The following is a 21,734-nucleotide window of genomic DNA, read 5'->3' on the forward strand; positions in this document are numbered from 1 at the left end:
TTCCCGCACATGAACTTGCTTACGCGGCAGTGTCCGTCGGCAGCCGGTAATCCCTGAATTTCTCGCGCAGCGCCGTCTTCAGGATTTTCCCGGTCGCGGTGTGGGGGATTTCGTCGACGAAAGCGACATCGTCGGGCATCCACCACTTGGCGACCTTGCCGTTGAGGAAGGCCAGAATTTCGGATTTTTCCGGCTCCCTGCCCTGCTTGCGCACGATCACCATCAGCGGACGCTCTTCCCAGCGCGAGTGCTTGACCCCGATCACCGCAGCCTCCTGGACATCGGGATGTCCGACCGCCAGGTTTTCGAGCTCGATCGAGGAAATCCACTCGCCGCCCGACTTGATCACGTCCTTGGAACGGTCGGTGATCTGCATGTAGCCATGTTCGTCGATATGGGCGACATCGCCGGTGTCGAACCACTCATCGGTATCGAACTGCTCGGCGCTGGCGCCGCCGAAATACGAACCCGAGACCGCCGGGCCGCGCACCTTGAGGCGGCCAAAGGTCTTGCCATCCCAGGGCAGTTCCTTGTTGTCGTCATCGGTGATCTTCATCTCGACGCCGAACGGCGTATAACCCTGCTTCTGCTGGATGTTCAGCCGGTCGTTGCCTTCGAGGTCATCGTATTCCGGCTTGATCGTGCACAAGGTGCCGAGAGGCGACATCTCCGTCATGCCCCAGGCGTGAATGACCTCGACACCATAGTTGCGCTCGAACTTCTCCGTTACCATCCGCGGACAAGCTGATCCACCGATCACGACCTTGTTAAGATACGGCAGCTTCTTGCCGGTTTCCTCCAGGTGCTGCAGCAGCATCAGCCAGACGGTCGGAACGGCGGCGGTGAAGGTGACGCGTTCGCTATCAAGCAACTCGTAGATCGAAGCCCCGTCCATCTTGCCGCCTGGCATGACGAGCTTGGCGCCCACCATCGGCACGCTTTGCGCAAGCCCCCAGGCATTGGCGTGGAACATCGGCACGACAGGCAGGACGACATCGCGCACTGAGATGCCCATGGCGTCGGGCATTACCGCGATCATCGCATGCAGCACGTTGGAGCGGTGGCTGTAGACGACGCCCTTGGGGTCGCCCGTCGTGCCCGAGGTGTAGCACATACCGGCCGCCGCATGTTCGTCGAGCGACTTCCAGGCAAAGTCGCCGTCGGCCTCCGCCAGCCACTCCTCATAGGCGACGACATTCGGCAGTGCTGTCGGCGGCAAATGCGCGGCATCGGCCAAAACGATGATGCGTTTGAGCGTGGGCACTTGCGGCGCGATCTTCTCGACCAGCGGCAAAAATGTCAGGTCTACGAACAGGGCCTGGTCCTGCGCGTGGTTCATGATCCAGACGAGTTGTTCAGGGAACAGGCGCGGGTTGAGCGTATGGTAGACAGCGCCGATGCCCATGATGCCGTACCAGGCCTCCATGTGCCGCGCCGAGTTCCATGCCAGCGTGGCGATCCGGTCGCCGAACTTGTAGCCGTCGCGCTCTAGTCGCTGCGCTACCTGCAGCGACCGCGTGCGCAGCTCGACATAGTTGGTGCGGACAATGGGCCCCTCGATCGACCGCGACACGATCTCCCGATGCGGGTGCTGCCGGGCTGCATGGTCAATGATCTTGTGGCATAGCAGCGGCCACTCCTGCATCAGTCCGAGCATGTGGATCCTCCCAGATCGTATCCAGCCATTTTGGGCGCAATACGAGGATTGTCCAGCCTGACCAAAGGTAAGCCAAGCCGGCAAAACGCCAGCGGCCATATTGCGGCCACGGTCCCGGTTAACCTTTGTTACCGGCTGGCGGGATTGGTAAGATATTGTGAGGGATCACATGGATACGCATCCCCGCGCGGAGGACGAAGCCCTGCCGCAGCATGAAGCGTCGTCGCAAGAGCCAGAGGCTCAGTTGGACAGCGTCGCTGAAACGCTTGAGCAAGATCCGATCACAGTCGAAAAGGCTGGCGACGGCGCTCTTGAGGTTTCTGACGTCGGTGAAGCCGTTGTCGAGGCTGCATCCGAGCCGGTTTTGCAAGCAACCGCCGATATTGAGCTTTCCGCCCAAGAGCTGTCCGACGAAACTGCCGTGCTTCCGGAAACGGAAGCTGCTGCGGTCGTGGTCGCGACCGAGACTCCAGCCGAAACGGAAACACCATCGGCGGACGTTGCCACCCCCCTGGGGCTTGCCCCCGAAGACCTGGCCACCGAGGACGCAGGGGCCGCGACCATTGCGGCGCCCTCCATAGCTCCGGGTAGCGTCTCGGAGTCCGAGTTCGCCCACATGGTCGATGATGCGCTCGAGGCTGTCGGAGGCATCCTGCTTTTCAAGATGCGTCTCGATGAAGCCGGCGAGGACAGGCACGTTGCCGCGGCATCTATTGGTGACGGCGCCAGGCGCCAGTTCCTGCTGCTCTCACTGCCCGTGACCGGTGGCAAGCTGAAGGTCGAATCGGCCAGCCGCAGCAACAGCCCCTTGGCCAAACTCGCCGAAGCCTATGTCGGCGTGGTCGAGGCCTTCCGCGCCGCGGCCTGAATTCACGACGCGACGGCGTCAGTTCGTCGTGTCGTCGGTGCCGTCATCCTCGACATCGTCCAGCCGCACGAAGGCGTAGCCCTTTGCCTTGAGCGCCAGCAAGCCTTTGACGAGCCCGCCGCCTGCGGCGTGGGTGGGCTGGTTGATGTGGGCGATGATGACGTCACCATCCTTGGCCGCGGAGACGCGGCGTTCGGTCTCACGCGCACCGAGCAGCGAGCCGCCGTCGCCATTGATCGAATAGCCGGCAATCCTGAAGCCAAGGCTGCGGATCAACGCTATCGACGACTTACTGTATTGCGCGGTGGCGCCGCGAAACCATTTCGGCGCCGGCTCGCCGCGATCGGTCAACGCCAACGCTCCGGCCACGACCTCGGCCTGCACCGCCTCGGTACTGCCCGCGCTTTTCAGCCCGTAGATTCTGCGCGGCGTGTCGACCGCGGGGACATGCTCGGCACCGTGATTTTCCAGTTCGAACAGGTCCGGATGCGCTCTCATGACCGCGAGCGCCTCTGCGTTGCGCTTCAGCCATTTGCCGGTAACGAAGATGGTCGCCGGTATCTTGTTGTCGACGAGTGCCGAGAGGATGCGTGCGTCGGTCTTGCCGCCGCATGCGTCGAGCGTCACGGCCACGCGTGGGGTCGCTTCGGTGGAGGGTCTGAGGTGCAATTGGGGTTCGAGAAGTGCAGCCGATGCTGAAGAACTCACCAGCGCCGCGAGACCGACGCCAATCAAAAACCTGCCGAGTATGCGCATGCGAATTTCCGGGAATTGCAGTCTGAGACCGCGGCCACTGGCGCCCGAATCTTGGCGCGATGATGGCCGTGGCGCCTATTTGGCTGAGGCGGCTGCCAGGCAATACCCTACGCAAGTTGCCTGCGTAGGGTATTTTTTGTACCCTACGCGAAATATTACCGTAGGGTATCACCATGCGTTTCCCACTTTCGACTCACACCTCCTATCAAGACCTTCTGGAAGCGCATCGCATGCACGATGTGACGGCAGTCGGCGGCACGCCCTTCCTCAAGGAGCTTCCGCAAGGCAAATACTGGTACGCTCGGCAAAAAATTGGCGAAAAACCCGTCGACCGTTACATTGGCCCAGATAGTGAAGACCTTCGCCAGCGCATAGCGTTGATCAGGGAAGACATTGACGACAACAAGAGCTTCGAACGGAATTGCGCGCTCCTGGTAGCGCAACTTCGTGCAGCTGGCTTACCCACTGTCGATCGCCAGACAGGGAGCATCCTAAATGCCATGGCGAGAGTTGGCGTGTTTCGGCTGGGTGGAACGCTGGTTGGAACACACGCATTCCGGCTTTATAGCGCCGAACTGGGATTTGCCTTTTCTGGCACACTCGCTGTGACGCAGGATGTCGATGTTGCCGCGTTCGAGAACCTCAAATTGGCCATCGATGATCAGGTCGATCCATCGCTGGCCGAAACGTTCAAATCCCTATCATTGGAACCAGCACCAGGACTTGACCCGAAAGGGAGGTCCACGCGATGGCGGATGAAAGGCGGCGGAGCGATAGTCGACTTCCTTGCTCCTCGCATGCAGAGCAAAAGCGAAATCGTCAGGCTTGAGCCGCTGAACGTATACGCACAGACGCTTCCGTTCCTGAATTTCCTGATCGCAGAGCCGATACCTGCTGTGGCGCTATATCGGAGTGGAGTGCTGGTTCAGATACCGAAACCTGAACGCTATGCCGTGCACAAGCTGATTGTCGCCCAAAGGAGAACCGGACCGGGCTTGGCCAAAGTTGCAAAAGACCTGGCTCAAGCCGAGACGCTGATCCAGGTCCTGGTTGAAGACCGCCCTCAGGAACTGGCAATCGCTTATGAAACCGCACTGGCTAACGGCACGAAGTGGCGCGAAGCCATCAACGCATCGTTAAAGCAGCGGCCGGGAATCGGCCGCCTGTTTGGCGAAATCATCTGATACGGTCGGTTATACCCAAACTGCGAAATGGGCATAACCGATCCAGCTACTTGTAACCCTTCGTCCTACTGCTTCGCCTTCACCGCGGCCTGCGCTGCCGCCAGCCGTGCGATCGGCACACGGAATGGCGAGCAGGACACATAGTCGAGCCCGACGCTTTCGCAGAAGTGGATCGATGCCGGGTCGCCGCCATGTTCGCCGCAGATGCCGAGCTTGATCTCGGGCCGCGTCGCCCGGCCCTTTTCGGCCGCCATGCGTACCAGTTCGCCGACACCGTCGATGTCGAGCGAAACGAACGGGTCCTGCTCGATGATGCCCTTCTGGCGGTAGGTTTCCAGGAACGACGCCGCATCGTCGCGCGAGATGCCGAAGGTCGTCTGGGTCAGGTCGTTGGTGCCGAACGAGAAGAATTCGGCCGCCTCGGCGATGACATGAGCCCGGATCGCGGCGCGTGGCAGCTCAATCATCGTACCGGTCAGATAGTCGATCTTGGTGTCTTGCTCCTGCATCACGCTCTGGGCGACGGCATCGATGCGCGCCTTGACGAAGTCGAGTTCCTTCATCAAGCCAACCAGCGGCACCATGATCTCGGGTACGACAGGACTGCCGGTCTTCTTGCCAGCCTCGACCGCAGCCTCGAAGATGGCGCGCGCCTGCATCTCGGCGATCTCTGGATAAGAAACGGCGAGACGGCAGCCACGATGGCCGAGCATCGGGTTGAACTCGTGCAACGCTTCCGTGCGCTGCCGGAGCTTGTCGGCCGACACATTCATCGCAGCCGCGACTTCGGCAATCTCTTCCTCGGTCTTGGGCAGGAACTCGTGCAGTGGCGGATCGAGCAGACGGATCGTCACCGGCAGGCCGGCCATGATCTCGAACAGCTCGATGAAGTCCGAACGCTGCATCGGCAACAGCTTGGCAAGGGCTACGCGCCTGTCCTTTTCGGTATCCGCGATGATCATCTCGCGCATGGCAACGATGCGATCACCGTCGAAGAACATATGTTCAGTGCGGCACAGGCCGATGCCTTCAGCACCGAAGGAACGCGCCATGCGCGCATCCGCCGGCGTCTCGGCATTGGTGCGCACCTTCATGCGGCGCGCCACATCGGCCCATTCCATGATCGCGGCAAAATCGCCTGATAGTTCCGGCTGCAGCATCGGCACCGAGCCCTTCAGCACCTGGCCGTTGGAGCCGTCGATGGTGATGATGTCGCCCTTGCGGAAGGTGTGGCCCATGGTGATCAGCGTGCCTGCGCGATAGTCGACGCGCAGCGAGCCCGCGCCCGAAACGCATGGCTTGCCCATGCCGCGGGCAACCACCGCCGCGTGGCTGGTCATGCCGCCGCGCGTCGTCAGGATGCCTTCGGAGGCATGCATGCCGTGGATGTCTTCGGGACTGGTCTCGATGCGCACCAGGATGACCTTGCGCCCGGCCGACTTCAGCTCCTCGGCCTCGTCGGAGGAGAACACGATCTCGCCGGTGGCGGCACCCGGCGACGCCGGCAGGCCAACAGCGATGACCTCGCGCTGCGCCTTCGGATCGATGGTCGGGTGTAGCAACTGGTCGAGCGCCGAAGGGTCGATCCGGCAGATCGCCTCGTCAGTGGTGATCAGTCCTTCGCCCGCCATCTCGGCGGCGATCTTGAGGGCTGCCTTGGCGGTCCGCTTGCCCGAACGGGTCTGCAGCATCCACAGCTTGCCGCGCTCGATGGTGAATTCAAGATCCTGCATGTCGCGGTAGTGCTTTTCGAGGCGATTGGAGATCGCAACGAACGTGTTGAACGCCTCAGGCATCAGCTTCTGCAGCGAGGGCTTGTCGGAGCCGGCGGCGATGCGCGCGCCTTCGGTGATATTCTGCGGCGTGCGAATGCCGGCCACCACGTCTTCACCCTGCGCGTTCACCAGGAACTCGCCATAGAGCATCTTTTCGCCGGTCGACGGGTTGCGCGTGAAGGCGACGCCCGTCGCCGAGGTCTCGCCCATGTTACCGAACACCATGGCCTGGATATTGACCGCAGTGCCCCAGCTTTCAGGAATGTCGTGGAGGCGGCGATAGGTGATGGCGCGATGGTTCATCCAGCTCTGGAACACGGCACCGATGGCGCCCCACAGCTGCTCGTGCGGATCCTGCGGGAAGGCGCGGCCAAGCTCTTCCTCGACCTTGGCCTTGTAGAGCTTGATGACATCCTGCCACTGCGGCGCGGTGAACTCGGTGTCGAGTTCGTAGCCGAGGCGCGCCTTTTCCTCCTCGAGCAGTTCCTCGAAGACTTCGTGGTCGAGGCCGAGCACCACGTCGGAATACATGGTGATGAAGCGGCGATAGCTGTCATAGGCAAAGCGCGCATCGCCCGCATCCACCGCCAGCGCCTCGACGGTGACGTCGTTGAGGCCGAGATTGAGCACGGTGTCCATCATGCCCGGCATCGAGGCCCGGGCGCCCGAGCGCACCGAGACCAACAGCAGGTTTTCGGGATCGCCGAAGCGGCGGCCGGTGATCGCACCGATATGGTCGAGGGCCGAGCGGACATCGGCTTCAAGTGTCTCGGGATAGCTCCGGCCATTGGCATAAAACCAGTTGCAGGCCGCGGTTGTGATGGTGAAACCGGGCGGTACCGGCAGGCCGAGGCTGCACATCTCGGCGAGATTCGCCCCCTTGCCACCGAGCAGGTCGCGGTCGCTCGCGCGCCCCTCAGCTGCACCGTCGCCAAACCTGTAGACCCACTTGGTCATGCCTTCTCCTCGCCGACTGAGTGTGGAACGAGACGGTGGCCTCCGCCCGCTTCTGGGCCGAGCGATAGGATGCTGCGCTGCGAAAGGCAAGGCACAGTTCCGCCACGGCATGCCCTACAATCGATTAATGAAGTGGTGCCCCGACACCCTTGCAGCCACCAGTCGCGTCGTATAGAACATACCAAGAACAAATTTTGGAGACGACCATGCGCAAGACTGGCAAGCTCGACTATATCGAATTGGCCGCTGTCGGCGGCACGCTCGACCAAGTGAAGTCCTTCTACAGTGCGGCCTTCGGCTGGACCTTCACCGACTATGGTCCTGATTATTCCGCCTTCGCGGAAGGGCTCGACGGCGGTTTCCAGGCAGAAGTGCCGGCCAAGCCGCTGCCGATTCTCTACTCCGAAGCATTGGAAGACAGCCTTGCCGCGGTCCAGGAAGCCGGCGGCACCATCGTCAAGCCGATCTTCTCTTTCCCGGGCGGGCGACGCTTCCACTTCGTCGATCCGGCTGGAAACGAACTCGCCGTCTGGGGCGAATGATCGTCTCAAGCCTCCGCCTTCAAATCGGCGCCGAGTTGCAGAGGTTCAGCGCTATCAGCCCGCGCGTTTGGTAACTCGGATCCGATGCGACATGCCCCAAGATGATGAGGAAAGCGGCAACGGCGCGATTGTGCTTTTGCCGCGCGCTGCATATAAGGCTGTCGATTGACTCGCCTGCGGCTTGATAATTGCAGCCTGCGGCTTGTTGGGGCGTCGCCAAGTGGTAAGGCATCGGTTTTTGGTACCGACATTCCCAGGTTCGAATCCTGGCGCCCCAGCCAAATACCCGCAGGTCGCTCGTAGCCATCTCAACTCAAGTTCTTGCTGGCCGGCGCCATGGGCTATCACGGTCGCCCCCGCCGAGACACATACAGAACGATCTTTCAAAGAGTCGGCAGAACCCGTCGGACATGCTCGGCAAATGCCTCGACCGCGGGCGACCGTTCGGCATCGGCGTATGCGATCAGGATGCCAAGGGTCGACAGCTGCGGCAGTGGCGCATTGAGGATGTAGAGGTCGGACGGGACCGCTTCCTTGGTCATGACGCTGATCGCCATCCCGGACCGCGCGACGGCGATCAGTCCAGCAAGGCTGTTGCTCGCATATGAAATCTTGTAGCGCAGCCCCGCACGAGCCATGGCGTCGCAGGCGGCCCTGTGGTCCATCGCATTTGAGGCCGGCAATGCCATCGGAATTGTCTCGCCGAAATCGTGCAGTTCAAGCGTCGGCTTGCTGCCTACCCAGACCAGCGGTTCCGGCCGCACGACATCGGCGGAATCGGTCGCATTGGGAGTCGAGACCAGCGCCAGGTCGACTTGCCGCGAATTCAGCAGGCCGCGAAGCTCGACGGTCGGCGCCGAGACGACCTTGATCTCGACATCGGGATAAAGGCTGCCGAAGGTTTTCAGGATCGTGGGAAAGAAGGCGATCAGATAGTCTTCGGGGCTGCCGAATATGATCGAACCGTGCAAGCCCTTGTCCGAGAGCGCCGACACAGCCTCGTCGTGCAGCTTGAGGATGCGCTCGGCATAAGCCAGGAATCGCGCCCCGCTCGCGGTCAGGCTGACCCCGCTGCCGCTGCGATGAAACAGGCTCTGGCCGAGCACGTCCTCGAGCCGCTGTATCTGCATGGTCACAGCCGATTGCGTCCGGCCCACCTGCACGGCGGTCGCGCTCAGCGTCCCCAGTTGGGCGGCCCGAACGAACGTGGCCATCAGCCTTAGATCCAGCGACGTCTGCATATCAATTTTCCTGATATCTGGATCAAAGCATTATCAATTTTACTGCATCCCGGCCAGCCCCTATCGTTTTGCTGACCATTGAGGGCTGCGAAATGTCGAAAAACCTGGATCGTGATTTTTGGGCTGCGGCGAACAGCCATCTCATTCGATATGGCGGCACCTTCGAGCCGGCGATCATCGAGCGCGCCGCCGGCTCTTTCGTCTATGACGCCGACGACAGGCCGATCCTCGACTTCACCTCCGGCCAGATGAGCGCCCTGCTCGGCCATGCCCATCCCAGGATCGTGTCGACCGTCAGCCGCCAGGTCGAACAGGTCGCGCATCTCTTCAGCGGCATGCTGTCCCGCCCGGTCGTCCAGCTTGCTGAGCGCCTTGCGGCACTGGCACCCGGCCTCGACCGGTCCCTGCTGCTGTCAACCGGCGCTGAATCAAATGAAGCAGCGATCCGCATGGCCAAGCTGGTCACCGGCAAGCACGAAATCGTCGCCTTCTCCAAGAGCTGGCATGGCATGACAGGTGCCGCAGCTTCGGCGACCTACAGCGCCGGCCGCAAGGGATATGGGCCCGCATCCGTGGGATCGCTTGCCATACCCGCACCGAACAGCTTCCGTCCGCGCTTCAAGCATGCCGATGGCACCTTGGACTGGCGTACCGAGCTGGACGACGCGTTCAACCTCGTGGACAGCCAGTCGACGGGAAGCCTGGCGGCCTTCATCGCGGAACCGATCCTGTCCAGCGGCGGCATGCTGGAACTGCCTCAAGGCTATCTCGCCGCGCTCAAGCAGAAATGCCACGAACGCGGCATGCTGCTCATCGTCGACGAGGCGCAGACCGGCATCGGCCGGACCGGGACCATGTTTGCTTTCCAGCGCGACGGCGTCACCCCTGACATCCTGACACTGTCCAAGACCATCGGCGCCGGCCTGCCGCTCTCGGCGGTCATGACGACCGCGAAAATCGAAGAGGCGGCTCACGCCAAGGGTTTCCTGTTCTACACCACCCATGTGTCGGACCCGTTGCCAGCGGCAGTGGGCCTGGCGGTGCTCGACGTGGTGGAGGACGAACAGCTCGTCGAACGTGCCAGGGATCTGGGCACCAGGCTTTTCGAGGGCCTGTCGCTGCTCAAGCAACGATACGGGTGCGTCGGCGATGTGCGCGGCCGCGGCCTCATGCTCGGGGTCGAGATCGTCAAGAACGGCAAGGACAAGGATCCCGACCATGAGCTTGGCGCCAGGATCGCTGCGGAGGCGTTCCGTCGCGGCCTGAGCATGAACATCGTCAAGCTTCCCGGCATGGGCGGCGTGTTCCGTATCGCCCCGCCTCTGACGATTTCAGAGGCCGAACTCGATCTCGGCCTGAGCATCATCTCGGACTCGATCGCAGCCGGGCTGACCGGGAACGCGGGCGGTTCCAGCATTGCTGCAGAGTGAAAGGCACTCAACCAAATGACCGATAGCAGCAGCAACAGCCAGGGCGACGGCGCCAGGGCCAGGATTGACGTGAATTCGCCTATCCGGGTGCTTGTCGCCAAGCTCGGCCTCGACGGCCATGACAGGGGAGCCAAGGTCGTGGCCCGCATCCTGCGCGATGCCGGCATGGAAGTCGTCTACACCGGGCTCTACAAGTCTCCGAACGACGTCGTCAGTGCAGCGGTCCAGGAAGACGTCGACGTCATCGGGGTCAGCCTGCTGTCGGGCTCGCACCTGCCGTTGTTCCAGGAACTGGGACGTTGTCTTCGGGAAAAGAAGGCCGAGCACATTTTCGTCGTCGCCGGCGGCGTCATTCCCGAGCACGACTATGCCGCCCTGTCGGACAGCGGCGTCGACGCCATCGTCCCACAGGAAGCAAGGAGCGACCTGATCGTCACGACGATCAGGAACCTGATTGCGGAACGTGGCCGCATATGACTGCGTTCGCTCCCTCCAGGCCGGCCAGGCGAGCAGCCTATGTGCCCTCGGCCGAGTTGGTTCCCGACGTGCTTTCAGGCAGCGTCCTGGCCGTTGCCCGGATGATCTCCCGGGCCGAATCCGGCTATGCCGAAGCATCGGAAGCCTTGGCGGAAATCTACAGGCACACCGGAAAGGCGCATGTCGTCGGCATCACCGGCGTGCCCGGTGCAGGCAAGTCGACGCTCGTCGCCGCCCTCATCAAGGCCTTCGCCTCCGACGGCCACAAGGTCGGTGTGGTTGCCGTCGATCCGAGCAGCCCGTTTTCCGGAGGCGCGATCCTCGGCGACCGGGTGCGAATGAGCGACGCAGCCCAGTCCTGCCAGGCCTTCGTCCGCAGCATGGCGACACGCGGACATCTCGGCGGCCTGGCCCGTGCTACGCTGCAGGCGGTCGATGTTCTCGATGCGGCGGGATACTCGCCGATCATCATCGAGACGGTTGGCGTCGGGCAGGACGAAGTGGAAGTCGTGACCGCCGCCCACACCATCGTGGTGCTGTCCGCGCCCGGGCTTGGCGATGACATCCAGGCGATCAAGGCCGGCATCCTCGAAATCGCCGACATCCACGCCGTCAGCAAGTGCGACAGGTCCGACGCACCGGCAACGGTCGCAGCGCTTCGCGGCATGATGACCCTCGGACCAGGCAGGCCAGGCTCGGACTGGCAAACGCCGGTTCTCCCGGTCAGTTCGGTTTCGGGCGAACGGGTCAGCGAGCTGAAGGACGCCATCTGCCGGCATTGGGACCATCTCAGGGACAGTGGCGAGTTGCACGACCGTGAGCGCAGCATTGGCCGGACAAGGATATTCGGCACCGCCAGGCAGCTGCTTCAGGACAAGTTCAAACGCGACGTCGCGGAACTCGACACCCATGTTCAGGCCGTTGTGAGCCGGACCATGGATCCGTCCGTGGCCGCCTGCCTGCTGCTGGGCTGGGACAATGAGGTGCTGGCATGAACCTGTTCTCAACCGAGGCGATCGAGGACATCAGGGAAAAGCAGGCCGAGTGGGAAGAAAACGAACTCGCGTCCGCGTTGCAAAGCAGGCCCGAGGAGAAGCCGGTCTACGAAACGGAATGCGGCATTCCGTTGAAGCGCATCTACACGGCAGCCGACGTCGCGGGCATCCCGGCCAGCGATCTGGGATTTCCGGGCGCGTTCCCTTTCACCCGGGGTGCCTATCCGACGATGTACCGCGGGCGTCCTTGGACCATCCGGCAGGTCGCCGGTTTCGGCAATCCCGAAGCCACCAACCAGCGCTACAAATACATGATTCAGACCGGCCAGACCGGGCTGTCGACGGACTTCGACCTGCCGACGTTGCTCGGCCTGGATTCCGACGATCCGATGGCTTTCGGCGAAGTCGGTCGCGTCGGCGTGGCGATCGATACCGTCGACGACGTCGACCGCCTGTTCGACGGCATAGACCTTGAGAATATCTCGGTCTCCCTGACCATCAACCCGTCGGCCTGGGTGATCTATGCGATGTTCGTCGCGGTCGCCGAAAAGCGCGGCTACGACCTGCACAAGCTGACCGGCACGCTGCAGGCCGATCCGCTGAAGGAATATGTCGCCCAGAAGGAGTGGATCTACCCGGTGCGGCCCGCCGTCAGGCTGCTGCGCGACCTGATCATGCACAGCGCCAAGACGACGCCGAAGCTCAATCCGATCAGTCTCAGCGGCTACCACCTCTCCGACGTCGGCGGCAACGCGCTTCAGGAGATCGCGTTCATCATGGCCTTCACCATCGCCTATTGCGAGGAGGTCATCGCCGCCGGCATGGACATCGACGATTTCGCGCCAAGGCTGTCGTTCTTCTTCATCAGCCACCAGGATTTCTTCGAACAAATCTGCAAGTTCAGGGCAGCCCGGCGCGTCTACGCCAAGATCATGTCCGAGCAGTTCCACGCCAGGAAGCCGGAATCGATGCGCCTGCGCGTGCATGTGCAGACGGCAGCGATGAGCCTGACCAAGGTGGAACATCACAACAACCTGATGCGCACGGCCATCCAGGCGCTCGGGGCTGTACTCGGCGGCTGCCAGAGCATGCACACCAACGGCCTCGACGAGGCCTTCGCCATTCCGACCGAAGAGGCGATGAAGCTGGCGATCCGCACCCAGCAGATCATCCGCGACGAAATCAACGTGACGTCGGTGATCGATCCTCTTGGCGGTTCCTACTTCGTCGAGCGCCTGACCCGGGACATGGAAAACGAGATATGGAAGGTACTGGACGAGGTGAAGGAGCGCGGCGGCGCCATCAAGCTCGTCGAGGAAGGCTGGTTCCAGCAGAAGCTGGCCGACTCCGCATACGCCACCTTCAAGAAGATCGATAGCGGCGAGAAGGTCTCGGTCGGCGTCAACCGCTATGTCGACGAGACCAGCGGCTCGGCCGAAGTCCACATCCATCCCTATGACGACCAGTGCACCCAGTTGCAGATCGACCGCCTGAACGCGGTGCGGGCTAGCAGGGATAACGGGCTGGTGACGCAGTTGCTGGCCGAGCTCGCCGCGCAGGCCCGCTCCGACGACATCAACCTGCTGCCAAAGACGATAGAGCTGGTCAAGGCACGAGCGACGCTCGGCGAGATCTGCAGCGCGCTGAGAGAAGTCTGGGGCTCCTACGCCGAACCGATGATCGTATAAGGAAGCCATCATGACATCAGCAGTCATTTCGACAGACGACGGCGCCATCAGCTGGATCAGGCTGAACAGGCCGGAACGGCTCAACGCCATGAATGGCGACCTCGTCAACGAACTCTCAAAGGCGCTGGCGGCGGCCGAAGCGAGGGCGGCCACCCGCGTCATCATCCTGCATGGCGAAGGCCGCGCCTTCTGCTCCGGCGACGACCTTAGGGATCTCGACGCACAGACCGCCTCGGAAGCGGCGACGCAGGCCTGGGTCGAGTCCATCCAGGAGATCACCCTGCAGATCATGCAGTCGCGCAAGATCGTCATTGCCGCCGTGCATGGCTGGTGCGTCGGCGGCGCGCTCGAATGGGTCGTCAACTGCGATTTCAGGCTGTTTGCCGACAACACCAGATGGTTCTTCCCCGAGGTCGGCTATGGCCTCTTCGTCACGGGCGGCGTGACCGCGCTTTTGACCAAGCAGGTCGGGCCGCAGGTCGCCAAGGAACTGATGATCCTCGGCGAACGCCACGACGCTGCCAAGGCGGTCGAGTTCGGCATCGCATGGAAGCTCTTCCCCGAGGCCTCCCTGCTCGACGAAGCAAGGAAGCTGGCACTCGCGATTGCCGCACGCCCCGAAGGCGCTGTGGCCGACATCAAGCACGCCATCAACGAAGGCTTCCACTCCTCGCTCGCTGCCGCCATGGCGCTCGAGACCAGAGCCACCGTCAGCGGCTTCCTGTCCGCCGAGGCACAGGCCCGGGCAAAAAGGTTCTGAACGCGCCATGACACTTCGCGTCTCATCTCCCGCCTACATTCCGGGCAAAAACGACGACGATCTGGAGAACCGGGTGCTGCCGCGGATCCTGCTGCGGCAGGCCGAGCGCTTCGGCGGCAAGCCGTTCATCGACGTCTGCGGGCGCAGCGCGAGCTTCGAGGACATGCTGCTCGTATCGAACCAGCTGGCTCGCGGCCTGCGCCAGTTGGGCGTGAACCGGTCGGATCGCGTTGCAATGCTGCTGCCCAACTGCTTCGAGCTCGTCGCGCTCTGGTTCGCGACATCCGGTCTGGGGGCGATCGAGGTACCCACCAACCCCGGCCTGAAGGGCGACCTGCTCTGCCACAACCTGAACAATTGCGGGGCGGAAGTGCTCGTCGCCGACGCCAATGCGCTGGCCGAAATCGCTAGAGTTCAGGACGATTTGCCCAGCCTGCGGACCCTGATCCTAGTCGGAACGGACCCGGCCGAAGCCCGGGCGGCGGGCATCAGGATCGGCCGCATCGTCAGCTTCGACGAATGCGTGGCGCCGCAGCTGGGCTTCGACCTTGTCGACGTCCACTACTCCGATCCGATGGCGATCCTGTACACCTCGGGCACCACAGGTCCCGCCAAGGGCGCCCTGATGTCCCACCATCACTGCTATTCCTGGGCGGCAGCGATGGCCTCCAACCTGGGCTACACCGCCAACGACAGCTATTTCTCGGCCTTGCCGCTGTTTCACACCGACGCCCAGATGTTCGGTGTTCTTCTGCCCTTGATCTACGGCACGAAAACGACGCTGGTCGAGAGCTTCAGCGCGTCAAGGTTCTGGGACCAGATGCGCGCCAGCGGCGCAACCGCGACAAATCTGCTCGGCGCCATGGCGGTCATCCTCATGCGCGCTGCGCCCTCGGAGAACGACCACAGCAACTCCGTCAGGATATGCCAGTGCATTCCGATGGTACCCGACAGGGAGGCATTCGAACGCCGCTTCGGCATGCGGCTGGTGACGGGATACGGACAGACTGAAACCAGCTTCGTGGCGCTGGACACTATCGGCGAAACCCGACCGGGTTCCTGCGGCCGGCCGCATCCGGACTGGGAAGTGGCGATCGTCAACGAATCCGACAGGCCTCTGCCGCCCGGAAGCGTCGGCGAGATCGTGTCGCGGCCGAAAAAGAGCTGGAGCATGTTCTCCGGCTACTACCGCGCCGACGCAAAGACCATCCAGACGCTGAGAAACCTCTGGTACCATTCCGGCGATGCCGGCTTCATCGACGAAGACGGCTGGCTCTATTTCAAGCATCGCCTCAACGAGGCAATCCGGCGGCGCGGCGAGAACATCTCCGCCTATGAGGTGGAGACTGTCGCCGAGAAGCACCCCGACATCTTGGAAAGCGCAGCCTTCGGGGTTCCCTCGGAGCTGACGGAAGAAGACATCATGGTCGTAGCGCAACGCAGGCCCGGTTCGGCGCTGGAGCCCACCGATTTGATCGATCACTTTGTGGCTCTCGCGCCCCGCCACATGGTGCCGCGCTACATCGAGATCACCGACGCGCCGCTTCCCAGAACACCTACGGAGAAGGTCGCCCGCAGCAGCCTGCGGCAGCGCGGCGTGAGCGATGCCACCTTCGACCGGGGGCCGAGATGATCGGAGCATACCGGGCCATCCAGGCAGTCTGAACATGCGGTGTCGCCGACATCGGCAGAGGCGGAACTCCAAACTTGGTGCGACCGGTGGGCACGCACGAAGCAACAACCAAAGCCCACATGCTAATGGGAGTCCAATTCATGAAGAAGCTGCTCTTGCATTCGATAGCCTTGGCCGCTCTGGGCTTGTTCAGCGGTAGTGCCTGGGCCGACATACTGATCGGCGTCGCCGGGCCGATCACTGGCCCGAACGCCGCCTTCGGCGCGCAGTTCCAGAAAGGCGCCGAGCAGGCGGCCGCGGATATCAATGCGGCCGGCGGCGTGCTTGGCCAGAAGATCAGGATCCAGGTCGGGGACGACGTTTCCGATCCGAAGCAAGGCATTTCGGTCGCCAACAAGTTCGTGGCTGACGGCGTCAAATATGTCGTCGGCCACTTCAACTCGGGCGTATCGATCCCGGCATCCGAGGTCTATGCCGAGAATGGCGTCCTTGAGATCTCGCCTGCATCGACCAATCCGCAATATACCGAGCGCGGCCTGTGGAACACCTTCCGCACCTGCGGCCGGGACGACCAGCAAGGCCAGGTCGCCGGCGACTACATTGCCGCGAACTTCAAGGATACCAAGATCGCCATCATCCACGACAAGAGCCCCTATGGCCAGGGGCTGGTCGACGTTGCGAAAAAGGTGCTGAACGGCAATGGCATCAACGAGGTGCTGTACGAAGGCATCAACATCGGTGACAAGGATTTCTCTGCCCTCATCGGCAAGCTGAAGGAGGCCGGCATTACGCTTATCTACTTCGGCGGCCTGCACACCGAGGCCGGCTTGATCATGCGGCAGTCAGCCGACCAGGGCCTGAAGGCCATTCTCTTCTCGAGCGACGGCATGGTGTCAAATGAACTCGCTTCGATCGCCGGCGACGCCGTGATTGGCACCTTGAACACATTCTCGCCCGACCCGCGCAAGAACCCGGCGGCGAAGGATCTGGTCGAGAACTTCCGGGCCAAGGGCTTCGAGCCGGAAGCCTACACATTGTACTCCTATGCCGCTGTTCAGATCGTTGCCGCCGCCATTGCGAAAGCGGGTTCGGCGGACGACGCCCAGAAGGTCGCCGACACGATGAAGGCAAGCGGCCCATGGCCGACGGCGATCGGCGACATCGGCTACGACGCCAAGGGCGACATCACGCGTCCGGACTATGTCATCTACGAATGGAAGAAGGGCGACGACGGACAGCCGACCTATGCCCAAAAACAGTAAGATGTGATCGGCCGACGCCCGGCCCACGGGTCGGGCGTCTCGCTGCCTGGCGCACAGGATTTTTTGTCTTTATCGCGGGCCAATGCGCGCTTCGCCGCAGCATATTCCTGCTAGAAGGATCCGACACTGGATCCCCGCGATGAATCACTCAATCACCATCCTCGATGAACCGTCCTCCGATGAGCTCGCGGTCATCGGCGAGCGCCTGAGCGCCTTCAATACCGATGATGTCGGACCGGCCGGAAAGCAGGCGCTGATCGTTGCCGTGCGTAATGAGAGCAACGACCTCCTTGCTGGCATTTCCGGCTACACCGCCTGGGGATGGCTCTACATACAATGGCTTTGGGTGGACGAGAGCCTGCGCGGCCAGAACATGGCGGCGCGTATGTTGCAGGCGGCCGAGGACGAAGCCGTCAAGCGCGGCTGCCATGGCGCCTATATCGACACCTTCAGCCCCATCGCGCTGAAAGTCTACCAGCGCCAGGGCTACGAAGCATTCGGCAAACTGCCCGATTTTCCCAAGGGCCGCACGCGGACATTCCTGTCGAAGGCCTTGTAGTCCTCGCGACCTGGCGCGAGGACTACCGAACGTGCCGGCCTATGCGGTGGTCAACCGGCGATGCGGCCCCCGCTCATCGGCTGTGGCACGCCTGTCGTGCTCGGGAAGCTGATCGGCATGCCACGCAGGACACGCGCGGCGAGGAAAGCGAAGCACTCGGCTTCCACGGCATCGCCGCGCCAGCCAATCGTGTCCGCCGAAACCGCGTCGACGGCTGCCCGCTGGCGCAACATCGCCATGAAGGTCGGGTTGTGGCGGCCGCCGCCTGAAACAAACAGCTTCTTCGGCCGCTGCGGCAGAAGATCGAGCGCCTTGCCGACGCAGGACGCGCTGAAGGCAGTCAGCGTTGCTGCGCCATCCTCGTTGGTCATCCCGTCGGCCATCGATGCCGTAAAGTCGAAACGGTCGAGCGACTTGGGATAGGCCGCAGAGAGATAGGGATGTTCGAGCAGGCGCACGAGCCGCGCCTCGTCGACAGTTCCGGCGGCAGCCAGCGCGCCGCCCCTGTCCATCTCGCCCAATCCCCTCGCCCTGACGAAATCATTGAGCGGCGCATTGGCCGGTCCGGTGTCGAACGCGACGACATCGGACTTTCCGTCCCACCAGGTCACGTTGCCGACGCCGCCGAGATTGAGGATGGCGCTGTCGCCGCTCGCCCCGGCCGTGCCGAGCAAGGCGGCGTGATAGGCAGCCGCCAGCGGCGCGCCCTGCCCGCCGGCGCGGATGTCGGAGGTACGGAAGTCATAGACAACCTTGGTGCCTAGAATGGCGTGCATCAACGCGCCGTCGCCGAGCTGTCGGGTCTCGCCACGCAAGCCGCCCTTTTGCGGGCCACGATGCAGCACCGTCTGGCCATGGAAACCGACGACGCCGATGTCGGCCATCGTCATGCCGGCACCCTCGACGACCTGCCTGACGGCGGCCGATTGCGCCCGCGTCAGCGCCTCTTCCGCCTTGGCGAAGATCGCAGGCTCCGGCCCCTCGAAATTCCAGACCCTGGCTTCCGCCTGCGCCTGTTCCAGCATCGGGCGGATTGGCGCGTCATACGGCACCAGCGCATAGGGCCCGAACGCCTCGATGCGTTCGCCGTCAGTCTTGAGCAGCGCGACATCGATGTTGCCGTCGAGAACGGTTCCGGTCATCAACCCGACCGACCAGATGGGTTTCATGTTTCAAGCTCCGTTGATGATGTCGCCGACCTGTCGGCGAAGATCGACGATCCCGCTGTCGAAATGGCGGGTCGGGTGAATGCGGTTGGTAAGCAGAGTCCAGGCACGGCCGGCATCGAAATCGATCCACAGGCCGGTGCCGGTGAAACCGGTGTGGCCGATCGTTCCGGGGCTGCAGCGATCGCCACCGGACCAGCCGGCATAAGGATGCTCCCAGCCATGGGTGCGCTTGTCCGACAGCGGCACGCGCATCAACGCGATCGCTTCAGCCGATGCAGCGCTGCCGTCGAGCATGCCCTGCGCGAAGTCCAGCACTGAAGCCGCGGTGCCGAACAGCCCGGCATGGCCGGCGCCCTCTAGCGCCGAGCAATTGTCGTCATGCACCTCACCCGACAGGACGCGGTGGCGCCAAGTGCAATCTTCCGTCGCTGCCGACTGCTGGGGATCGGCCGCAAAGGCAAAGCCCGGCCCGGCATCCATGTCGCGGATCGTCTTGCCCGACAAGCGCTCCATGGCGAGACCAAGCAGAATGAAATTGATGTCGGAATATACTGGCTCGCTCAGCTTTCGCCATTCGCGCTGCAGGATGAACGTCCGCAGCAGGTCTGGATCGCGGCCATAGGTATAGATCGGCTCGACCGCCGGAAACGGCGTCTGGTGACCAAGGCACTGTCGGAAGGTGACCTGCCGTTCCCAGGCATTGGCGTCGTACTGGCGCAGGTCCGGCAGCGCTGTCGTCAAAGGTGCGTCGAGGTCGATGGTGCCGGCCTCGGCCATGGCCAGGATGCGCGGAGTGGTAAAGATCACCTTGGTCAGCGACGCCAGGTCGAACCAGGTATCTTCGCGCATGGGGCGCTCGGACGGCACGCGCTGCGCGTGGCCGATAGACCGGCTGATCCTGTTGCCGCTCCTGTCGACGATAGCAAATACGCCTCCCGGAATGCGACCGGCCTCCACGGCCTGCGTTAGCGGTGCGAAGGCACGTTCGTGAAGCCGGGCTAAATCGCTGGTGGCCATCTTCGGTCCTGTCCTCAGGCTTCGGCCCGCACCTTATGGTCAGCCCCATGTTGAAGCCATTTCGCGGCCGGCGGTTCGAACCCGACCGAGCGTACCAGCGACGGCACCTGGCGGGTGTCGAGTTCGAAATGCTGGTTGCGACGGTCGATGGTAGGCACGGCGGCGATCAGTTTCCTGGTATAGGGATGCTGCGGGTCCGACAGCACCGATTTCGCATCGCCGATCTCGACGATCTGTCCGGCATACATCACCGCGACGCGGTGCGCGATACGCTCGACGACGGCCATGTCGTGCGAGATGAACAGGTAGGCGAGACCGTATTCGTGCTGCAGGTCGACCAGCAGTTCGAGCACCCGCGCCTGGACCGAAACGTCGAGCGCCGAGACCGCCTCGTCGAGCACCACGACCGACGGGTTGAGCATCAGCGCGCGCGCAATGCACAGGCGCTGCCTCTGGCCGCCGGAGAACTGGTGCGGATAGCGCGCCAGGCTGTCCTCGGGCAGGCCAACGCGCTTGAGCAGCGCGGCCATCCGGGCGCGAACGGCGGCGTCAATCGGCTGCCCGGTGGCGATCACCGGCTCGGCAAGGAGCTGTTCGACGTTGAGGCGCGGGTTGAGCGAGGCATAGGGGTTCTGGAACACCATCTGCACCGGCAGCCGGCTCTGGCCGGGGCGTGCAGCCTGCGCTTCGACGGAGAATGCGCCACGCGTCGGCGACACCAGCCCGAGCACGGCGCGCGCGGTGGTCGACTTGCCCGAACCGCTTTCGCCGACGATCGCCAGCGTTTCGCCCGGCATCAGGTCGAAGGCGACGCCGTCGACGGCGTGCACCGCGCCAACCGGCTTGCTGAACCAGCCGCCCTTCAGCGGATAGCGCACGACGAGGTCGTCGACCTCGAGCGTCGGCTTGGGCAGCGGCGCGGTTGTCCGTGCTCCGTCCGTTCTCGCGGCTGTACCGCTGGAGAAATGCGGCACCGCGTGCAGCAGATGCTGTGTGTAGGGGTGTTGCGGCTTGTCGAGGATCTGGCTCAGTTCGCCCTGCTCGACCACCCTGCCATCCTGCATCACCATCACCCGGTCGGCGATGCCCGCAACGAGGCCGATGTCATGGCTGATGAAGATCATCGACATGCCGGTCTCGCGCTTGAGCTCCGCCAGCAGCGCCATGATCTGCGCCTGCACGGTGACGTCGAGCGCGGTTGTCGGCTCGTCGGCGATAAGCAGGCGCGGATTGCAGGCCAGCGCCATGGCGATCATCACGCGCTGCAGCATGCCGCCGGAAAGCTGGTTGGGGGTTGCCTTGAGCCGGCGTTCGGCATCTGGAATGCGCACCCGCTCGAGTGCATCCCTGGCTGCGGCCTGCGCCTGCTTGCCGGTCAGGCCGCGATGCAGGCGGAACGATTCCTCGATCTGCGCGCCGATGGTCAGCACCGGATTGAGCGACGTCATCGGTTCCTGGAAGATCACGCCGATCTCGGCGCCGCGAATGCCTGTCAGCTCCTGCTTGCCGGCGCTGGTGACGTCAAGGACGCTGCCGTCGGCGCGCAGCAGTTCGATCTTGCCGCTGGTGATGCGCCCGCCGGCATAGTCGATCAGGCGATTGCTGGAGAGCGCGGTCACGGACTTGCCCGAGCCGCTCTCGCCGACGATCGCAAGCACCTCGCCGACGCCGAGGTCGAAGCTCACACCGTGCACCACCTCCTTTTCGGCGGCAGCCTGGCCGAAACTGACGTGCAAATCGCGAATGGAAAGGATCGGCTTCATC

At 63.1% G+C, this 21,734-nt stretch carries 18 protein-coding genes and 1 tRNA gene; 12 read left to right on the forward strand and 7 right to left on the reverse strand.

Annotated features, from left to right (window positions below; all coding sequences use genetic code 11):
• Positions 1–19: 19 nt before the first annotated feature.
• Positions 20–1,657, reverse strand: a complete 1,638-nt coding sequence (locus J1C56_RS07210; protein WP_214387418.1) for a fatty-acid--CoA ligase — start codon at positions 1,655–1,657, stop codon at positions 20–22.
• A 169-nt stretch (positions 1,658–1,826) separates the two neighbouring features.
• On the opposite strand from J1C56_RS07210, the gene J1C56_RS32800 reads away from it, so the two are divergent.
• Entirely contained in the window at positions 1,827–2,525 is a 699-nt protein-coding gene (locus tag J1C56_RS32800; RefSeq protein ID WP_246591205.1) for a hypothetical protein, read from the forward strand.
• 18 nt (positions 2,526–2,543) lie between these two features.
• On the opposite strand, the gene J1C56_RS07220 is transcribed toward J1C56_RS32800, so the two are convergent.
• Positions 2,544–3,281, reverse strand: a complete 738-nt coding sequence (locus J1C56_RS07220; RefSeq protein WP_214387420.1) for a polysaccharide deacetylase family protein — start codon at positions 3,279–3,281, stop codon at positions 2,544–2,546.
• 173 nt (positions 3,282–3,454) lie between these two features.
• On the opposite strand from J1C56_RS07220, the gene J1C56_RS07225 reads away from it, so the two are divergent.
• Entirely contained in the window at positions 3,455–4,465 is a 1,011-nt protein-coding gene (locus tag J1C56_RS07225) for a nucleotidyltransferase family protein (RefSeq protein WP_214387422.1), read from the forward strand.
• A 65-nt stretch (positions 4,466–4,530) separates the two neighbouring features.
• Here J1C56_RS07225 and ppdK read toward each other — a convergent pair whose 3' ends face one another.
• Positions 4,531–7,197 (reverse strand): pyruvate, phosphate dikinase, encoded by a 2,667-nt coding sequence (gene ppdK / locus J1C56_RS07230; protein ID WP_214387424.1) that lies wholly within the window; start codon positions 7,195–7,197, stop codon positions 4,531–4,533.
• A 206-nt stretch (positions 7,198–7,403) separates the two neighbouring features.
• On the opposite strand from ppdK, the gene J1C56_RS07235 reads away from it, so the two are divergent.
• The gene (locus J1C56_RS07235; protein ID WP_214387426.1) at positions 7,404–7,739 is read left to right on the forward strand and encodes a VOC family protein; all 336 of its coding nucleotides are present in this window, start codon (positions 7,404–7,406) and stop codon (positions 7,737–7,739) included.
• A 206-nt stretch (positions 7,740–7,945) separates the two neighbouring features.
• Positions 7,946–8,020: transfer RNA gene (locus J1C56_RS07240), tRNA-Gln, on the forward strand.
• A gap of 102 nt (positions 8,021–8,122) precedes the next feature.
• Here the strand turns inward: J1C56_RS07240 and J1C56_RS07245 are convergent.
• On the reverse strand, positions 8,123–8,980 hold the full coding sequence (locus tag J1C56_RS07245) for a LysR family transcriptional regulator (RefSeq protein ID WP_214387427.1): 858 nt from the start codon (positions 8,978–8,980) through the stop codon (positions 8,123–8,125).
• 92 nt (positions 8,981–9,072) lie between these two features.
• Here J1C56_RS07245 and J1C56_RS07250 point away from each other — a divergent pair, with 92 nt between their 5' ends.
• From J1C56_RS07250 to J1C56_RS07285, 8 genes are all read left to right on the forward strand, one after another.
• Positions 9,073–10,410 (forward strand): aspartate aminotransferase family protein, encoded by a 1,338-nt coding sequence (locus J1C56_RS07250; protein WP_214387428.1) that lies wholly within the window; start codon positions 9,073–9,075, stop codon positions 10,408–10,410.
• A gap of 15 nt (positions 10,411–10,425) precedes the next feature.
• Complete coding sequence (locus J1C56_RS07255) at positions 10,426–10,887, forward strand: cobalamin B12-binding domain-containing protein (protein WP_214387429.1); 462 nt, start codon at positions 10,426–10,428, stop codon at positions 10,885–10,887.
• Positions 10,884–11,882: a methylmalonyl Co-A mutase-associated GTPase MeaB gene (gene meaB / locus J1C56_RS07260; protein WP_214387431.1), complete on the forward strand. Its 999-nt coding sequence runs from the start codon at positions 10,884–10,886 to the stop codon at positions 11,880–11,882. Before J1C56_RS07255 ends, meaB begins: the two co-directional genes overlap by 4 nt.
• Positions 11,879–13,570 (forward strand): methylmalonyl-CoA mutase family protein, encoded by a 1,692-nt coding sequence (locus J1C56_RS07265; RefSeq protein WP_214387433.1) that lies wholly within the window; start codon positions 11,879–11,881, stop codon positions 13,568–13,570. Before meaB ends, J1C56_RS07265 begins: the two co-directional genes overlap by 4 nt.
• A 10-nt stretch (positions 13,571–13,580) precedes the next feature.
• Positions 13,581–14,330: an enoyl-CoA hydratase/isomerase family protein gene (locus J1C56_RS07270; protein WP_214387435.1), complete on the forward strand. Its 750-nt coding sequence runs from the start codon at positions 13,581–13,583 to the stop codon at positions 14,328–14,330.
• A gap of 7 nt (positions 14,331–14,337) precedes the next feature.
• Positions 14,338–15,963, forward strand: a complete 1,626-nt coding sequence (locus tag J1C56_RS07275; protein ID WP_214387437.1) for an AMP-binding protein — start codon at positions 14,338–14,340, stop codon at positions 15,961–15,963.
• A 140-nt stretch (positions 15,964–16,103) separates the two neighbouring features.
• Positions 16,104–17,225, forward strand: coding sequence for a branched-chain amino acid ABC transporter substrate-binding protein (locus J1C56_RS07280; RefSeq protein ID WP_214387439.1), 1,122 nt, complete (start codon positions 16,104–16,106; stop codon positions 17,223–17,225).
• Positions 17,226–17,364: 139 nt separating this feature from the next.
• Positions 17,365–17,784, forward strand: coding sequence for a GNAT family N-acetyltransferase (locus tag J1C56_RS07285; RefSeq protein ID WP_214387441.1), 420 nt, complete (start codon positions 17,365–17,367; stop codon positions 17,782–17,784).
• 50 nt (positions 17,785–17,834) lie between these two features.
• Here the strand turns inward: J1C56_RS07285 and J1C56_RS07290 are convergent, their stop codons facing one another.
• The 3 genes from J1C56_RS07290 to J1C56_RS07300 are packed head-to-tail and all read right to left on the reverse strand — an operon-like array spanning position 17,835 to position 21,733.
• On the reverse strand, positions 17,835–18,953 hold the full coding sequence (locus J1C56_RS07290) for an anhydro-N-acetylmuramic acid kinase (protein ID WP_214387443.1): 1,119 nt from the start codon (positions 18,951–18,953) through the stop codon (positions 17,835–17,837).
• Positions 18,954–18,956: 3 nt separating this feature from the next.
• Complete coding sequence (locus J1C56_RS07295; RefSeq protein WP_214387445.1) at positions 18,957–19,970, reverse strand: serine hydrolase domain-containing protein; 1,014 nt, start codon at positions 19,968–19,970, stop codon at positions 18,957–18,959.
• A 14-nt stretch (positions 19,971–19,984) separates the two neighbouring features.
• The gene (locus tag J1C56_RS07300) at positions 19,985–21,733 is read right to left on the reverse strand and encodes an ABC transporter ATP-binding protein (protein ID WP_214387447.1); all 1,749 of its coding nucleotides are present in this window, start codon (positions 21,731–21,733) and stop codon (positions 19,985–19,987) included.
• Position 21,734: the final 1 nt, after the last annotated feature.

The organism is Aminobacter anthyllidis (genome assembly GCF_018555685.1).
Lineage (GTDB): Bacteria > Pseudomonadota > Alphaproteobacteria > Rhizobiales > Rhizobiaceae > Aminobacter > Aminobacter anthyllidis.

Excerpts from the sequence above, each read along its gene's own strand:
- J1C56_RS07210 (WP_214387418.1), bottom strand. The coding sequence starts at position 1,657 with ATGCTCGGACTGATGCAGGAGTGGCCGCTGCTATGCCACAAGATCATT.
- J1C56_RS32800 (WP_246591205.1), top strand. The coding sequence starts at position 1,827 with ATGGATACGCATCCCCGCGCGGAGGACGAAGCCCTGCCGCAGCATGAA.
- J1C56_RS07220 (WP_214387420.1), bottom strand. The coding sequence starts at position 3,281 with ATGCGCATACTCGGCAGGTTTTTGATTGGCGTCGGTCTCGCGGCGCTG.
- J1C56_RS07225 (WP_214387422.1), top strand. The coding sequence starts at position 3,455 with ATGCGTTTCCCACTTTCGACTCACACCTCCTATCAAGACCTTCTGGAA.
- ppdK (WP_214387424.1), bottom strand. The coding sequence starts at position 7,197 with ATGACCAAGTGGGTCTACAGGTTTGGCGACGGTGCAGCTGAGGGGCGC.
- J1C56_RS07235 (WP_214387426.1), top strand. The coding sequence starts at position 7,404 with ATGCGCAAGACTGGCAAGCTCGACTATATCGAATTGGCCGCTGTCGGC.
- J1C56_RS07245 (WP_214387427.1), bottom strand. The coding sequence starts at position 8,980 with ATGCAGACGTCGCTGGATCTAAGGCTGATGGCCACGTTCGTTCGGGCC.
- J1C56_RS07250 (WP_214387428.1), top strand. The coding sequence starts at position 9,073 with ATGTCGAAAAACCTGGATCGTGATTTTTGGGCTGCGGCGAACAGCCAT.
- J1C56_RS07255 (WP_214387429.1), top strand. The coding sequence starts at position 10,426 with ATGACCGATAGCAGCAGCAACAGCCAGGGCGACGGCGCCAGGGCCAGG.
- meaB (WP_214387431.1), top strand. The coding sequence starts at position 10,884 with ATGACTGCGTTCGCTCCCTCCAGGCCGGCCAGGCGAGCAGCCTATGTG.
- J1C56_RS07265 (WP_214387433.1), top strand. The coding sequence starts at position 11,879 with ATGAACCTGTTCTCAACCGAGGCGATCGAGGACATCAGGGAAAAGCAG.
- J1C56_RS07270 (WP_214387435.1), top strand. The coding sequence starts at position 13,581 with ATGACATCAGCAGTCATTTCGACAGACGACGGCGCCATCAGCTGGATC.
- J1C56_RS07275 (WP_214387437.1), top strand. The coding sequence starts at position 14,338 with ATGACACTTCGCGTCTCATCTCCCGCCTACATTCCGGGCAAAAACGAC.
- J1C56_RS07280 (WP_214387439.1), top strand. The coding sequence starts at position 16,104 with ATGAAGAAGCTGCTCTTGCATTCGATAGCCTTGGCCGCTCTGGGCTTG.
- J1C56_RS07285 (WP_214387441.1), top strand. The coding sequence starts at position 17,365 with ATGAATCACTCAATCACCATCCTCGATGAACCGTCCTCCGATGAGCTC.
- J1C56_RS07290 (WP_214387443.1), bottom strand. The coding sequence starts at position 18,953 with ATGAAACCCATCTGGTCGGTCGGGTTGATGACCGGAACCGTTCTCGAC.
- J1C56_RS07295 (WP_214387445.1), bottom strand. The coding sequence starts at position 19,970 with ATGGCCACCAGCGATTTAGCCCGGCTTCACGAACGTGCCTTCGCACCG.
- J1C56_RS07300 (WP_214387447.1), bottom strand. The coding sequence starts at position 21,733 with ATGAAGCCGATCCTTTCCATTCGCGATTTGCACGTCAGTTTCGGCCAG.